The 14,211-nt window shown below is 53.7% G+C and carries 14 protein-coding genes; 7 read left to right on the forward strand and 7 right to left on the reverse strand.

Going from position 1 to position 14,211, the window contains the following annotated elements; genetic code table 11:
• Window positions 1–148: 148 nt before the first annotated feature.
• Genes flhA through ACRCWW_RS21655 form a run of 7 tightly spaced genes read right to left on the reverse strand, consistent with a single transcriptional unit; the run spans window position 149 to window position 6,442 of the window.
• Entirely contained in the window at window positions 149–2,248 is a 2,100-nt protein-coding gene (gene flhA, locus ACRCWW_RS21625) for a flagellar biosynthesis protein FlhA (protein WP_438684239.1), read from the reverse strand.
• The gene (gene flhB / locus ACRCWW_RS21630) at window positions 2,235–3,362 is read right to left on the reverse strand and encodes a flagellar biosynthesis protein FlhB (RefSeq protein WP_438684240.1); all 1,128 of its coding nucleotides are present in this window, start codon (window positions 3,360–3,362) and stop codon (window positions 2,235–2,237) included. Before flhB ends, flhA begins: the two co-directional genes overlap by 14 nt.
• Window positions 3,362–4,135 carry a flagellar biosynthetic protein FliR gene (gene fliR, locus ACRCWW_RS21635; protein WP_438684241.1) on the reverse strand — a complete coding sequence of 258 codons (774 nt, stop codon included), beginning with the start codon at window positions 4,133–4,135 and terminating at the stop codon, window positions 3,362–3,364. The genes flhB and fliR overlap by 1 nt, the downstream gene beginning before the upstream one ends.
• A 4-nt stretch (window positions 4,136–4,139) precedes the next feature.
• A complete protein-coding gene (fliQ, locus tag ACRCWW_RS21640; RefSeq protein ID WP_438684242.1) occupies window positions 4,140–4,412 on the reverse strand; it encodes a flagellar biosynthesis protein FliQ in 273 nt (90 codons plus the stop codon).
• Between the two features lie 2 nt (window positions 4,413–4,414).
• Window positions 4,415–5,170, reverse strand: coding sequence for a flagellar type III secretion system pore protein FliP (gene fliP, locus ACRCWW_RS21645; RefSeq protein WP_438684243.1), 756 nt, complete (start codon window positions 5,168–5,170; stop codon window positions 4,415–4,417).
• Window positions 5,167–5,568, reverse strand: a complete 402-nt coding sequence (gene fliN, locus ACRCWW_RS21650) for a flagellar motor switch protein FliN (RefSeq protein ID WP_438684244.1) — start codon at window positions 5,566–5,568, stop codon at window positions 5,167–5,169. The genes fliP and fliN overlap by 4 nt, the downstream gene beginning before the upstream one ends.
• Window positions 5,561–6,442: a FliM/FliN family flagellar motor C-terminal domain-containing protein gene (locus ACRCWW_RS21655; RefSeq protein WP_438684245.1), complete on the reverse strand. Its 882-nt coding sequence runs from the start codon at window positions 6,440–6,442 to the stop codon at window positions 5,561–5,563. The genes fliN and ACRCWW_RS21655 overlap by 8 nt, the downstream gene beginning before the upstream one ends.
• A 466-nt stretch (window positions 6,443–6,908) precedes the next feature.
• Here ACRCWW_RS21655 and ACRCWW_RS21660 point away from each other — a divergent pair, with 466 nt between their 5' ends.
• The 7 genes from ACRCWW_RS21660 to fliJ are packed head-to-tail and all read left to right on the forward strand — an operon-like array spanning window position 6,909 to window position 13,520.
• The gene (locus ACRCWW_RS21660) at window positions 6,909–7,943 is read left to right on the forward strand and encodes a sigma-54 interaction domain-containing protein (protein ID WP_438684246.1); all 1,035 of its coding nucleotides are present in this window, start codon (window positions 6,909–6,911) and stop codon (window positions 7,941–7,943) included.
• Between the two features lie 17 nt (window positions 7,944–7,960).
• Window positions 7,961–8,329: a flagellar hook-basal body complex protein FliE gene (gene fliE / locus ACRCWW_RS21665; RefSeq protein WP_438684247.1), complete on the forward strand. Its 369-nt coding sequence runs from the start codon at window positions 7,961–7,963 to the stop codon at window positions 8,327–8,329.
• A gap of 12 nt (window positions 8,330–8,341) precedes the next feature.
• Entirely contained in the window at window positions 8,342–10,009 is a 1,668-nt protein-coding gene (gene fliF / locus ACRCWW_RS21670; RefSeq protein ID WP_438684248.1) for a flagellar basal-body MS-ring/collar protein FliF, read from the forward strand.
• Window positions 9,984–11,009, forward strand: coding sequence for a flagellar motor switch protein FliG (locus ACRCWW_RS21675; protein ID WP_438684249.1), 1,026 nt, complete (start codon window positions 9,984–9,986; stop codon window positions 11,007–11,009). The genes fliF and ACRCWW_RS21675 overlap by 26 nt, the downstream gene beginning before the upstream one ends.
• Before the next feature lie 3 nt (window positions 11,010–11,012).
• Window positions 11,013–11,765: a flagellar assembly protein FliH gene (gene fliH, locus ACRCWW_RS21680; RefSeq protein ID WP_438684250.1), complete on the forward strand. Its 753-nt coding sequence runs from the start codon at window positions 11,013–11,015 to the stop codon at window positions 11,763–11,765.
• A complete protein-coding gene (gene fliI, locus ACRCWW_RS21685) occupies window positions 11,758–13,077 on the forward strand; it encodes a flagellar protein export ATPase FliI (protein ID WP_438684251.1) in 1,320 nt (439 codons plus the stop codon). Before fliH ends, fliI begins: the two co-directional genes overlap by 8 nt.
• Window positions 13,078–13,085: 8 nt before the next feature.
• Window positions 13,086–13,520, forward strand: a complete 435-nt coding sequence (gene fliJ, locus ACRCWW_RS21690; RefSeq protein ID WP_438684252.1) for a flagellar export protein FliJ — start codon at window positions 13,086–13,088, stop codon at window positions 13,518–13,520.
• The last annotated feature ends 691 nt before the right edge of the window (window positions 13,521–14,211 follow it).

A 14,211-nucleotide genomic window follows, 5' to 3' on the forward strand; every position in this document is an offset into this window, starting at 1 on the left:
AACGACACGGCGGAGCAGCGAATTAAATTTTATTTTGAAAAAATTATAATTTGTTTTGAATCAGCGGATTAAAAGCCCGGCGGTGCGGGCCAACGGGGAAGGTCTGGTAGGCCGGGTAAGCGTCAGCGCCACCCGGCAAAGGCAGGGATCAGGCCAGCGTACCGACCACGCTCAGCTCGCTGTCTTCAGGGATCTCGTTGTAAGAGAGAATCGTCAGGCCGGAGGCAAACAGACGGCCATAGCGGGAAATCAGCGGGCGCAGCTGAGGTGTCACCAGCAGAACAGGCGACAGCCCTTTGGCTTTCATCTGCTCTTCAATCACCGGCATGTTGTTTTGCAGCTGGGTCAAAATATTCGGGTCCACCGGGAAGCTGTCCAGCGAGACTTTCCCGGCCTGCTGCGACTGGTTCAGGGCCGACAGCAAAATATTCTCCAGCTGGTTTTCCATGGTGAACACCGGCAGCTTACGCTTATCGCCATTAATCGTGTTCACAATGGCGCGACGCAGGGCGTATCGCACGTCAGAAGTCAGCAACAGCGGATCTTTGGTCATCGTGGCGCTGTCTATCAACGTGGTGGCGATAGTGACGATGTCCTTCAACGACACATTTTCCAGCAGCAACTGACGGTAAACCCGTAACAGTTGGCTGTGGTTGAGCGCATTCCCCAAATCCTCCGCAAGCTTCGGCGCCAGTGCGGAAAGGCGACCGTGAAGATGTGTAATGTCGTCGTAGTTAAACAAGTCCGGCAGGTTTTCGCGCGCAATACGGTTGATGTGGGTGGCCACTACGCTTGCGCAATCCACCACCTGATAACCCAGATTGAGCGCTTCGGCACGCTGATTGTGGTCAATCCACACAATCGACATGCCATAAGCCGGGTCAACGTCCAGCACGCCATCAATCTCACCGTAGGTTTCCGTGCCAGGGATCGCCATCAGCTTATCGGCATGCACTTCGCCCATGGCCCGACGAATGCCGTTGATGTGAATCGCATATTGCGCCGGTTTAAGGCGGAAGTTTTCACGAATACGAATTTCAGGCAGCAGAACGCCGCAGTTTTCCGATACCACCTGCCGCACGCCGCGCACGCGCTGAGAGAGCTGATTCCCTTGTGCCGCATCCACCAAAGCCACCAGTTTATAGCCAAGATTCAGGCCAATTGGCTCCACCATGGGAATGCTGTCCCAGCTGATGTCCGGCATCTTGTCATTGCTGAGCGCATCACTGATGGCGGCAAAATCTTCCTCTTTCGTTGCGGCGGGTTTGACCTCCTTGCCCTGACGCCAGGCAACAAAACAGAGGATTGCTGTAAAGCTCAGGAAGGCGATGTGCGGCATATTCGGCACAATCGCCAGCATGAAGAGGATAAACGCCGCGGTGTAGAGCACCGAAGGTTTTGCCAGCAGCTGAGATTTGATTTCCTGGCTGACGTCGTTGCCATCGCTGACGCGAGTTACGATGATCGCCGCCGCGGTGGATAACAGCAGGGAAGGGATCTGTGCGACCAGACCGTCACCGATGGTCAGCAGAACGTAAGTCTGGAAGGCGTGCGAAGCATCAAGGCCGTGTTTGAAGATCCCGATACAGATCCCGCCCAGCACGTTGATGATAAGGACCATGATCCCGGCGACCGCATCGCCGCGCACGAACTTGGACGCACCGTCCATCGCACCGTAGAAATCGGCTTCACGCGCGACGTCTTTTCGTCGTTCACGCGCCTGCTGCTGGTTGATAAGCCCGGCATTGAGATCGGCATCGATAGCCATCTGTTTACCCGGCAGTGCATCCAGCGTAAAGCGAGCCGAGACTTCGGAAATACGCTCGGCCCCTTTGGTGACCACCACGAAGTTGATGATCATCAGGATGACGAACACCACGAAGCCGACCACGAAGTCGCCGCCAATCACCACCTGCCCGAAGGCTTCAATGACTTTACCGGCAGCGCCTTCACCTTCATGACCGTGCAGCAGGACCACTCGTGTGGATGCCACGTTGAGCGAGAGTCGCATCAGCGTGGTTATCAGCAGCACCGTCGGGAACACCGCAAAATCGAGCGGGCGCTGAGAGTTGATCGACACCAGCAGAATAAGCACCGCCAGCACGATGTTGAAGGTGAACAACACGTCCAGCATCATCGGTGACAATGGCAGAATCACCATTGCCAGCACGCTCAGGATCAGCACAGGGACGCCCACGCGGCCCTGCTTCAGAATGGCAAGCTTCTGCTGAAAATTACTGTTTGCCATGTTCGTCTAACACCTCTTTCGGGAGTGATATTTGCCTGTTGAGGCGGGGTTTTGTTTTGTGTTTGCCGGTACGCCAGGACTTCAGCTGCATCACATAAGTCAGGACGTGGGCGATGGCGCGGAACAGCTGCGCCGGAATTTGTTGATTCACGCGGGTGGTGTGGTACACGGCACGCGCCAGCGGCGGGAATTCCACCACTTCCACATCGTGTGATTTCGCGACTTCGCGAATATAGAGCGCGATGTCGTCGACGCCTTTCGCCACAATGTAGGGCGCCTGGGCTTTGTTCGGATCGTATTTCAGCGCTACAGCGTAGTGCGTCGGGTTGGTGATCACGACGTCCGCGGTTGGCACTTTACGGCTGATCTGGCCCATCGCCATCTGGCGCTGTAGCTGGCGAATACGGCCTTTGATTTGCGGGTTACCGTCGTTGTTCTTGTGCTCTTCTTTCACTTCCTGCTTGGTCATGCGCATCTTTTTGGTGAACATGAATTTGCTGAGCGGCACATCGATAACGGCGAACAGGACGATCACCGCAATAAAGTTACTGATGACGCCGTGAAAAATGTCGAATCCCCGGTACACCGCCTGATTCAGCCACAGGCGCTGCAAGAACAGCATGGGCTCCATCTGCTTGTGGATGGCGTGATACATAATGCCCAGCAGGATGCCGCACTTGAGGATCATCTTTGCCAGTTCAACGAAATGGTTGCTGTCGAACAGGCGCTTGATCCCGCTTAATGGGCTGATTTTCTTAAAATCAGGCTTCAGTTTTGCCACGCTGAACATAAAGCCGCCCGGCACCAGGCTTGCAATAATGCAGGCGATGGGGATCGGCGTCAGCGAGGCGATGATGCGCAGCATGATGTGCACCTGCGTCAGCAAAAACTGGTTCAGCGCGCCGGGATCGTCGAGTTTGCCCGCCATCATGCCCACCGCAGTGAACGACTCACCAATCAGCGTTTTGTACCACGGCATAAAGGCCGTGATGGTCATGAACGAGGCCACCAGACCGACCGCCATGGTCAGATCTTTTGAACGGGGAATATCCCCTTTTTCACGCGCTTTACGTAATTTGCCCGAGGTGGGTTTTTCGCTTTTATCCCCCGACATCAGTAGTTCCTTACCGCATCCAGCTTCGCGAGGATTTCATTGGTCAGATTGAGGTAGTGATCGGGAATATTGCTCATCATCATCGACACGCACAGCAGGCCAAACAGCATGCTGATGGGAAAGCCGAGGGAAAACAGGTTCAGCGAAGGCGAAATACGGTTAAGCAGGCCAAAACCGCCTTGCACAATCATCATCACGAAGGTGGTGGGTAGGGCGATGAGCGTGGCGGTCGAAATAATCCAGCCGAAGCTCTCAACCACTAATTTCAGCGTCGGGCGATTTAGCGCCTCGCCGATGGGCCAGTAAGTAAAACTCTTGTACAGCACGGTCACCAGCAGCAGATGGCCGTTCATGATGAAAAACAGCAGCGTGGCAAAAATGGTGATGATTTCAGAGATAACGGGCGTGTTGACGCCGTTCACCGGGTCATTCATGGTCGCCATGCCCAGACCCATGTTCATCGCCAGAATTTGTCCGGCGGTTTGCAGCGCGGTAAACACCAGACGCAGGATCAGCCCGAACAGCATCCCCCAAAGCAATTGCTCACCTATCAGCAACACCGTGCGCATGGAGAGCAGTTCGCTCAGCATCACTTGCTTTTGCAGCATTGGGGTAATGATGATGGACAGCATCAGGGCGAGCGCCACGCGTGAACGGCGGGATAACGCGTGGTTATCCAGCACCGGAGCGAAATGCAGCAGCGCCAGAATGCGGAAAAACGGCAGCAGCAGCGCCAGCAGTGGCGTGTAGAGGGTCTGAATCTGAATACCCATGGCGTTAACTCACAAGCGTTGCAGCCTGATGGAAAATATTGATTGTGAAATCCACCAGTTGAGTGAGTATCCACTTACCGCCAAACACTAGTACGCCAAGGGAAACCACCAGACGCGGCAGGAAGCTAAGGGTTTGTTCGTTGATTTGCGTCACCGCCTGAAACACGCTGACGCACAGGCCAACCATCAGGCTCGGGACAATCACCACGGCGGAAACGATCAGCACCAGGCGAACGCCTGCGGCAACCACATCGCCCGCAATGTCCATGTTCATCATGATTACAGCCCTCTGACGCTTGCGGTCAGCGTGCCGACAATCAGCGTCCAGCCGTCGCAGAGTACGAACAGCATCAGTTTAAACGGCAGGGAAACAATCAGCGGTGACAGCATCATCATGCCCATCGCCATCAAAATGCTCGCCACAATCAGATCGATAACCAGGAACGGGATGTAGATCATAAAGCCAATCTGGAAGGCGGTTTTCAGCTCGCTCAGCAGATAAGCCGGAGTTACTACCGTCAGGTCCTGATCTTTGGCATCGCCTTTCACACCGGCGATATCCATCATCTGCGCCATCGCTTTGTTGTTGGTTTGCGAAAGCATGAATTTTTTCATCGGCACTTCAGCCGTCGCCAGCGCCTGAGGCAGGGTCAGCTCATTGTTCTGAAAGGGGATAACTGCTTCCTGATAAATTTTGGTCCACACCGGGTGCATCACCAGTAGCGTTAACGCCAGGGCAATCCCGGTCAGCACTTTGTTCGGCGGGCTTTGTTGCAGGCCCATCGCCTGACGCAGAATCGCCAGCACAATGACGAAGCGCGTAAAGCAGGTCATCATCAGCACCATGATCGGCAGCAGACCCAGCAGGGTCATCATGATTAAGATTTCAATCTTAACGCTGTAATCCTGGCCGGCCTGAGTGGCGGTCGAGCTGAACAACGTGATATCGCCGTTGGCAGCAAAAGCCCACGGCGAAAACAGCAGCCCGATGGCCAAAAGCGTGGCCAGGCTGCTGCGTGAAAATACGCGTTTCATCGGGTTAATTCGCCGAGATCTTTCGTGTTAAATTGGAGAATGCGCAGGCCATACTTGTCGTTCAGCATCACCACTTCCGCTTTGCCGAACAGAATGCCGTTCACTTTGATGTCCAGGGGTTCACCGGCCAGTTTGTCCAGTTCCACCACGGAGTCATTGTTCAGGGTCATCAGCTCTGCCAGCGAAATGTGTGCCGAAGCCACTTCGAGGGTCAGCACCACAGGAATGCGGCTGAACAGCGACATCTTCTGCATCTCGCTCATGCCCGGGGTTGGGGCGGCATCGGGCTGAATATCCATGCGGATATTGCCTTCGACGGTCTCTTCTTGCTCAAACTCATTGAGGTTCAGATCGCCGAGATCCAGACTTTGGCCAAATTCTTGTTGCAAATCACTCATATTGTTTCTCAACCGTACTGCCAGACAGGTCACTCAGGAAAAGTTTGCCGCGATCTTCGGCTATCTCCGCATCGAAGATCTGTTCCTTACCGATGAACACGGGGACTGGCTCATTAATGAAAATAGGGATGATGTCCCCTGGTTTTAAATCTGAAAGCTGGGCTACCGTCAGGTTGAGGTTAGCCAGCCGGGCATTCAGCGTTAACGGAAGGCAATGGAACATGCTTTCTATCTGCGTGGGCGTTGGCGACTCGGGTGGATTTTCCCCGTTTTCGATGGCGCTATTGCGCAGTCTGGCGAGGTAGTGATCCACATGCTTTTCATCAAAAAGCAGCGTAAAGGTGCCATGCTCATAGCCAGCAAGCGTGTAGGTAATGCTCCACGCCCAATTATTGATAACCACTGAATTGTCGGTTTTGATATCCAGTTTGCAGCCGAAGCTCTCTTCGTCGACTAACAGACAGGTGAGCTCTTTACCTATTTTTATCTTCAGGCGCTCTTCGGTTTTCGTGACTTTTTCATCCTCTGCCTGAGGCTCAGCGTCGCTGTCGTCGCGCAGGCCATAGTAGTCGTAGAGGATATTCAGCAATAAAGGGCGCTCAATGCTGATGGCGATATATCCGTGTTGGGTCGAAAATATCTGTGCATTTTTAAAACTCTGGTCAATGCCAAAGTGCATGGTTTTTAACGCCACATTAACGCGCAGCTTTTTTAAGAAATAAATACTGAGCTGCGAATCGGTAATGTCGAAGCGATCATTGATGATCTTTGGCAATTTATGCCAGGGGCGTCCCAGTTTTTGCGCATCCAGGGTTGTCACTTCTGGAAGTGCATCGCTGTGATAAATCCTGAATGTCTGTGATGCTGGGTTCATGGCTCTGTTCGCTAAGTTTGAAACGTGATATTAGCCCGAATAAAAAGGAAAGTGATTTTCCTTTTTCGTGAGACATCTGCGTGAGTAAATGACGCAATATCGGCTGTGACAATAAACAGCAGATTTCGGTGCTAATAAATGTTGAACGATTAAACCGCTTTTCTTCCGCCCGGGCAAGGTCTCTGTCGTTATTATTCCATTATTTAGAAATCACATTTTAAGATTAATAAGTTTGTGTAACTACATGATTTTTATTGATTAATATTTTAATATCGCTAAAAAATTAAGACTAATCTAATGGGGAAGGTATAGTTCCTCCTGATTGAAATCCAGAGGCGCTTCGACACTTCCGTGTCACTCCAGAAAGCGTACTTGAACGAGTTAAATGTATTTTTACCTGGTGTGTTCTCTTGTGAGTGGCCAGAGAATTTATTTTAACGTATTACCAATAAATTGGTGAGCTAATATGAATTTGTTTTCTGAACACGAAGTCAGTAAAGAAAGTGGATTTGTTGCCAGTGCGGCACAAAGTAAAAGTGTATTTTCTTTAGCGCGACGTGTTGCACAATATAATGTTGCAGTGCTGATCACGGGTGAGACAGGGACCGGGAAAGAGTGTATTGCAAAATATATTCATGAAAGTGCAGGCAACCCTGACGCACCGTATATCGGTGTTAACTGCGCCGCCATTCCAGAAAGTATGCTGGAAGCTATCTTATTTGGTTATGAGAAAGGTGCATTTACCGGGGCGGTCACAAGCGTCGCCGGGAAATTTGAACAGGCGAACGGCGGCACTCTGTTACTGGATGAAATCGGTGATATGCCTTTGGCATTGCAGGCGAAATTACTGCGTGTGCTTCAGGAGCAGGAAGTCGAACGCCTGGGAAGCCCAAAGCGTATTCCTCTCGATATTCGTTTGATTGCCTCCACCAACAAAGATTTGCAGGTCGAAATTGCCGAAGGCCGTTTTCGTCAGGATCTCTTTTACCGTATTGCGGTGGTGCCTATCAACATCACGCCATTGCGTGAGCGCAAGCAGGACATCATCCCGCTTGCCGCGCGGTTTATTGCGAAATATGAAGCGTTCCATAATGGCGAAATCCAGCTTAGCGATGAAACCTGGCAGTCCCTGCTGGCGTACGACTGGCCGGGTAATGTACGTGAACTGGAGAACGTGATTCAGCGTGGGATCATTCTCAGCAACGGCAAAGAAATCACCGCCAAAGATTTCGGTCTGACCCCGGTTAACAGCGATATTTCACTGGCGAACAAAGTCAGTGAAAGCCTGTCTGCGTATCACGACCAAAAATCCACCTCGGAAATTCAAAACGTGAAGCTGCACGGTCGGATGGCGGAGTACCAGTACATCATCGACCTGCTCAAACGGAACAACGGTAACAAATCAAGAACCGCAGAGTTTCTGGGCATCACGCCTCGGGCCTTGCGCTACCGTCTGGCGTCAATGCGGGAAGAAGGGATCGATATTGTCGCGTTTAGCTAACAATTAAGGACGAACACATGGACAAGATTAGCGCTATCGGTATCAACACCGAACAACAAACGCTGCTCAAGCAGATGTCGCAAGTGGCCTCACAGGCCGGCGTTACCTCACTGGATATGCCGGTGATGGCAGCAGACTCCAGCTTTGCGAGCGGGGCGACCAGCAATACCTCTTTTGCCAGCGTGCTGCATCAGGCTGTCGACAACGTCGACGGGCTGCAAAAAAGCGCAGACGCCAGGCAGCAAGCCATCGATATGGGTCAGAGCGACGATCTGGCCGGAGCCATGATTGAATCCCAGAAGGCCAGCGTGTCGTTTAGCGCCATGGTACAGGTTCGCAACAAGCTGACCTCGGCCCTGGATGAAGTCATGAATCTCCCTCTCTAAGGTTCACAGAAAGTGTTAAACAAGTTAAAAGCGCAATTCGCTTCGCTGCCCGTTCCCGAGGCGCTGAAAAATCCCCGCTGGCTGATGATCGCCGGCGGTGTCGTGCTGGCCGGAGGGATCGTTTTTTCACTCTGGAACAGCGATCGCGGTTATGTCGCGCTGTACGGACATCAGGAAGATATTCCTGTCGCGCAGGTGGTCGAAGTCCTTGGCACGGAAAACATTCCTTATCGCATCAATCCAGATAACGGGCAGATCCTGATCGCGGAAAACCGACTGCCCGCGGCGCGTATGGCGCTGGCGGCCAAGGGGATCACCGCCATCAAACCTGACGGCTACAACCTGATGGATAAGGAAGAGATGCTCGGCAGCAGCCAGTTCATTCAGAACGTGCGCTATAAGCGCAGCCTGGAAGGGGAACTGGCGCAGAGCATCATGTCCCTTGATCCCGTTGAGCAGGCTCGCGTGCATTTGGGGATCACCGAAGGCAGTTCGTTTGTGATGAACAACAAGCCGGACAGCAGCGCTTCCGTGATGCTGAAACTCCGCTACGGCACGCACCTGACGGATGAGCAAGTGGGTGCGATTGTGCAAATGGTCGCAGGCAGCATGCCGGGCATGTTGGGCAAAAACGTTCGCGTGGTGGATCAGGCCGGGAATTTATTGTCTGAAAACTATCAGGGCGGCGCGGAAAATCTGGTGAACGTGCGTCGCGGTGCTGAAGCGGCCGATCGCGTGAAGCAGGAAACCACGAAAAATATCTCCAGCCTGCTGATCCCACTGGTCGGGCAGGGCAATTTCCGTATCAGCGTCACGCCAACCATGGATCTGAGCAGCGTCGAAGAGACTCAGGAACATTACGGCAAAGATCCGCGCGTCAGCGATGAAAACGTCTCTAAAGAGAACACCACCAACCAGCTGGCGTTAGGCGTTCCGGGTTCACTGAGTAACCGTCCGATCCCTGTTCCGGGTGCAGCCGCACTGCCTCCAGGTGCTGCGGCACAGGCGAACAACCAGAAATCAAACCAGGGTTCGCTCTCCAGCCGCAGTCAGGAACAGCGCAAGTACACCTACGATCGCGATATTCGTCATATTCGCCATCCGGGGTATCACCTTGAAAAATTGCAGGTCGCTGTTGCGCTGAACAAACTCGCACCGGGTCTGAAAAGCATGCCACCGGGGCAGCTGGAATCCATCACACGTATGGTGGAAGAAGCGGCAGGTATCAATAAATCACGCGGCGATTCCCTGACGCTCGACACGCTGAGCTTCGTGCAGCCGCCAGACTACACGCCGCCGCCGCTGAAATGGTGGGAAGATCCGTCCATTCAGCACTGGGGCGAAATGGGCGGCATCGGCCTGTTGGCGCTGTTAACGCTGCTGTTTGGCGTGCGTCCTTTGGTGAAACGCGTGACGACACAACGTCAGGAATTGCTGACTGCCAGCAACGCGGCGTTGCAAGCCACGGAAGCGGCAGAGAGCGATGGCGCACCGACCAGAGACTCTCCGCTGTCGTTGACGCACTCCTTCCCGTCAGATATTGCGCTGCCGCCACAGGGTTCCGGCCTTGAGGACAAAGTGGAATATCTGCAAATGATTGCCGAGAGCGAAACCGAGCGTGTCGCTGAAGTCTTAAAACAATGGGTGAACAGTAATGAGCGAAGCAACAGCCAGAAATAACAGTAAAAGCGGTTCGCGCAGCCGTCTGGATCAGGCTGCTATCCTCCTGCTGAGCATCGGTGAAGATGCGGCAGCGAAAGTGATGCAAAAGATGAGCCGCGAAGAAGTGGTGCTGCTGAGTGAAACCATGGCTCGTTTGCATGATGTGAAGCTGGTGCATGCGCGTAATGCGCTGAACACGTTCTTCGAAGAATACTCCGAGCAGAGCGGCATCAACGGTGCCTCGCGCAGCTACCTGAAAGGCATTCTTGAAAAAGCGCTGGGCGGTGAAATTGCCCGCAGCGTGATCAACGGTATTTACGGCGATGAGATCCGCCACCGTATGGCGCGTCTGCAATGGGTCGACACGCCACAGCTGGCGGCGCTGATTGCTCAGGAGCACCTGCAATTGCAGGCTGTTTTCCTCGCCTTTTTGCCGCCGGATGTGGCCGCCAGCGTGTTGAGCTCGCTGCCGGAAGAGCGTCGCGATGAAATCGTCTATCGTGTGGCACGTCTGGATGATGTTAACCCGGATGTTATCGACGAACTCGAGCGTCTGGTCGAGCGCGGTGTGGCTGTGCTTTCCGAGCATGGTTCGAAAGTGGTCGGCATTAAACATGCGGCCAACATCGTGAACCGTATTGCCGACAACCAGCAGGTGCTGCTGGATCAGCTGCGTGAGCGTGACAGCGACGTGCTGGAGCAAATCACCGACGAAATGTACGAATTCTTTATCCTCAGCCGTCAGTCACAGCAGACCATTCAGCGTCTGCTGGAAGAAGTGCCGATGGAAGAGTGGGCGATTGCCCTGAAAGGCACCGAGCCGGTGCTGCGTCAGGTGATTTACAACGCCATGCCAAAACGTCAGGTCACGCTGCTGGAAAGCACCACCTCGCGCCTTGGCCCAGTGCCAGTCAGCCGTATCGAGCAGGTGCGTAAAGACATCATGGGCCTGGTTCGCCAGCTTGCAGAAGAGGGGGATATTCAGGTGCAGCTCTTTGCGGAAGCGACGGTGGAGTAACCGATGTTCAAGAAACGCACGTTGTCGCTGGACAGCCTGACCCCGCGTCGCAAAGCGGTGGTGAAACCGCGATTGTACAAGTTCCCACCGCTTAAAAAGAGCTGGCAGAAGAATGCCGTTGAGCAGGTGGCGAGCGATGAGTCGGGCCTCGATCCTGAAGCTTACGAGCAGCAGCTTACACAAGGCTTTAATGACGGTCTGAACCGTGGGTTTGCTCAGGGCATGGAAGAGGGCAAGGAAGAAGGCTATCAGGAAGGCGCTCGTCTTGGTTTCGACGAAGGCATGCGTAAAGGTCTGGTGGAAGGCAAGGTGCAGGCGCGTCAGCAGTTCCAGGAAGCGGCACAGCCTGTGGATTCCATGATTGATCAGCTGGAGTCCTTTCTGTCGAACCTTGAAGTTCGCCGTCGCGAAGAGCTGCTGCAACTGGTGGAAAAAGTCTCCCGCCAGGTGATCCGCTGTGAACTGACGTTGCATCCTACCCAGCTTTTGACGCTGGTTGAAGAAGCGCTGACCAGCTTGCCGCAGCAGCCCGATCAGGTGAAAGTGCTGCTCAATAGTGAAGAATATCGCCGCATCAGCGACACCGAACCGGAAAAAGCCCAGCAGTGGGGCTTAGTGGCCGATCCCGATCTCGAACCGGGCGAATGCCGGGTTATCACCGAATCCGCCGAAATGGACATTGGCTGCGAGCATCGCCTGAATCAGTGCATGACCGCGCTGAAAGAGAACCTGCTGCCGGAAGCGCAGAATGAGTGATTTTGATTTCGAGCAGGCGCTGCGCTCCATCGACAACATTAACCTCGCCCGCGTGGCGGGGCGACTGGTTCGCGCGAACGGCATTTTGCTGGAAGCGGTGGGCTGCCGTCTGGCTGTAGGCCAGATGTGCCGGATTGAATCCGACGACCATGAGCTGATTGATGCCCAGGTTGTCGGTTTCGATCGCGAGGTCACCTATCTGATGCCCTTCAAACAATGCTCCGGCATGATCAGCGGCGCTCGCGTTTTTCCGGCTGAAAAGCAGGAAAGCGTGATGATTGGCGATCAGTGGCTCGGACGAGTAATTAATGGTCTTGCCGAACCGATGGACGAAAAAGGCAAACTCACCGGCGACACGCCATTGCTGACTCAGGCGCCGCAGGTGCATCCGCTGAAACGCCAGCCGGTGAACACCCCGCTGGACGTTGGCGTGCGTGCCATTAACGGCATGCTGACCATCGGCAAAGGCCAGCGCGTCGGACTCATGGCGGGCAGCGGCGTAGGGAAAAGTGTGCTGCTCGGCATGATCACCCGTTTCACCCAGGCGGAAGTGGTGGTGGTCGGGCTGATTGGAGAGCGTGGCCGTGAAGTCAAAGAGTTCATTGAAGAAGCGTTGCAGGAAGCGGGCCTTAAGAAGTCGGTCATTGTGGCGGCACCTGCAGACGAATCCCCCCTTATGCGTATCAAAGCCACCGAGCTATGCCACAGCATTGCCAGTCATTTTCGCGATAAAGGCAAAGACGTGCTGCTGCTGGTCGACTCACTGACGCGCTACGCCATGGCACAAAGGGAAATTGCCCTGTCGCTGGGCGAACCGCCTGCGACCAAAGGCTATCCGCCTTCGGCTTTCGGCATGATCCCACGGCTGGTGGAAAGCGCCGGGAACAGTGAAAGCCTGGGCTCGATGACCGCCATTTATACCGTGCTGGCGGAAGGGGACGATCAGCAAGATCCAATTGTCGACTGCGCGCGAGCGGTGCTCGATGGGCACATTGTGTTATCTCGCCAGCTGGCGGAGTCCGGGCACTATCCGGCCATTGATATCGGCCAGTCGATCAGCCGCTGTATGAGCCAGGTGACGTCAGGCGATCACCGTAAAGCGGCCATCAACCTGAAGCAGCTTTACGCCGAATACCAGAACATCAAACCACTGATCCCGTTAGGCGGTTACGTGGCCGGAGCCGATCCGCTCGCCGATAAAGCGGTGAAACTGGCGCCAGCCATTGCCCGATTCCTTCAGCAGCAGGTGCACGATGCTTCGCTGCTGGATCAAACCCTGACAGACCTGAAAACCCTCGCCCAGGCGGGCTAAGGAAAGCTATGAGCAGGATGATTACCACACTGGAACAGTTAAAGCGCCTGCGCCATCAGGCCGTGGATGACCTGACCACCAAACTGACGCAGCAGCAGCAAATCAGCACCCGCTGCGGGCGCAATATCGACACGTTGAATTCACTGGCGGGCAGCGTCACCAGCGAAGGGCTGCTGGATGCCACCATGATGGTGAATCACTCGGCCTATAAAAGTAATATTCAGCGCGTGGTGAACTGGCAAAAACAGCAGCAGGCGCTGGCTGAAGCCGAAGCGCGTCAGCTAAAGCTCAAGCTGCTGGCGGAAGCGAAGCGCGAGAAAAGCGTGGAGCTGCTGCTGGATATGCGCCGCGATGAGCTACGGGCTGAGCAGGACAGACGTGACCAGAAGCAGACGGATGCGGCCTCAGCGCAATGCTGGCTGCGTCAGCATCAGGGGCGGTAAGCGGTGAGGCCTTTTGCGTGCTCTGAGGCTCCTCCACAAGTGTTTGCGATTCAGTGATTACTTTCCTGACTGGCCGTGCTTTTCTCTGCGTCGGGTGGGATGGAAATTAACTCTGGCGGCTCTGAGGTGATACCCCCATATGGGTGACAACATTGAGTCACTGATTCAACAGGGTGTTGAGATCTATCTGGTGGCATAAATAATAATTAAGCACCGAAGATGATAATAGCTGGAGATCTCTCTGGCTATTTTTTTAACGATTATATGATGGTGCCATTATCGATTTTATATTTTAAAATCTGTGTTGTTGAGTGTGGGTCGGTTATTTATTTAATATAAACAAATATCAATATTGATATTCATAATATCTACATTTCGCTAATGAAAATTAGCTTGTTAATTTGTTATGGCTCTCCTTGTGGTTATCTTACTGTTCCTTCAGGTCTATATGTTTTTAATGGACTCTATTATCTTCATAAGATAGAACGCAGCCAATGTGGTGACCTGTTTCTTCCTCTTATATTAAAGGAACTATTATGACTACCTCACTAAAAGAACAGCAAAATGACATGGCCGCCGCGCTGGCGATATCAGACGCCCGACCTTTTACCCCTTCACCACCCTCGCCGACGAAGGTGGTGATTAACGGCATCTATGATGACCACGGCAAACAGACCGGTAACGTTGACGA

The organism is Scandinavium sp. (assembly GCF_051650185.1).
GTDB lineage: Bacteria > Pseudomonadota > Gammaproteobacteria > Enterobacterales > Enterobacteriaceae > Scandinavium.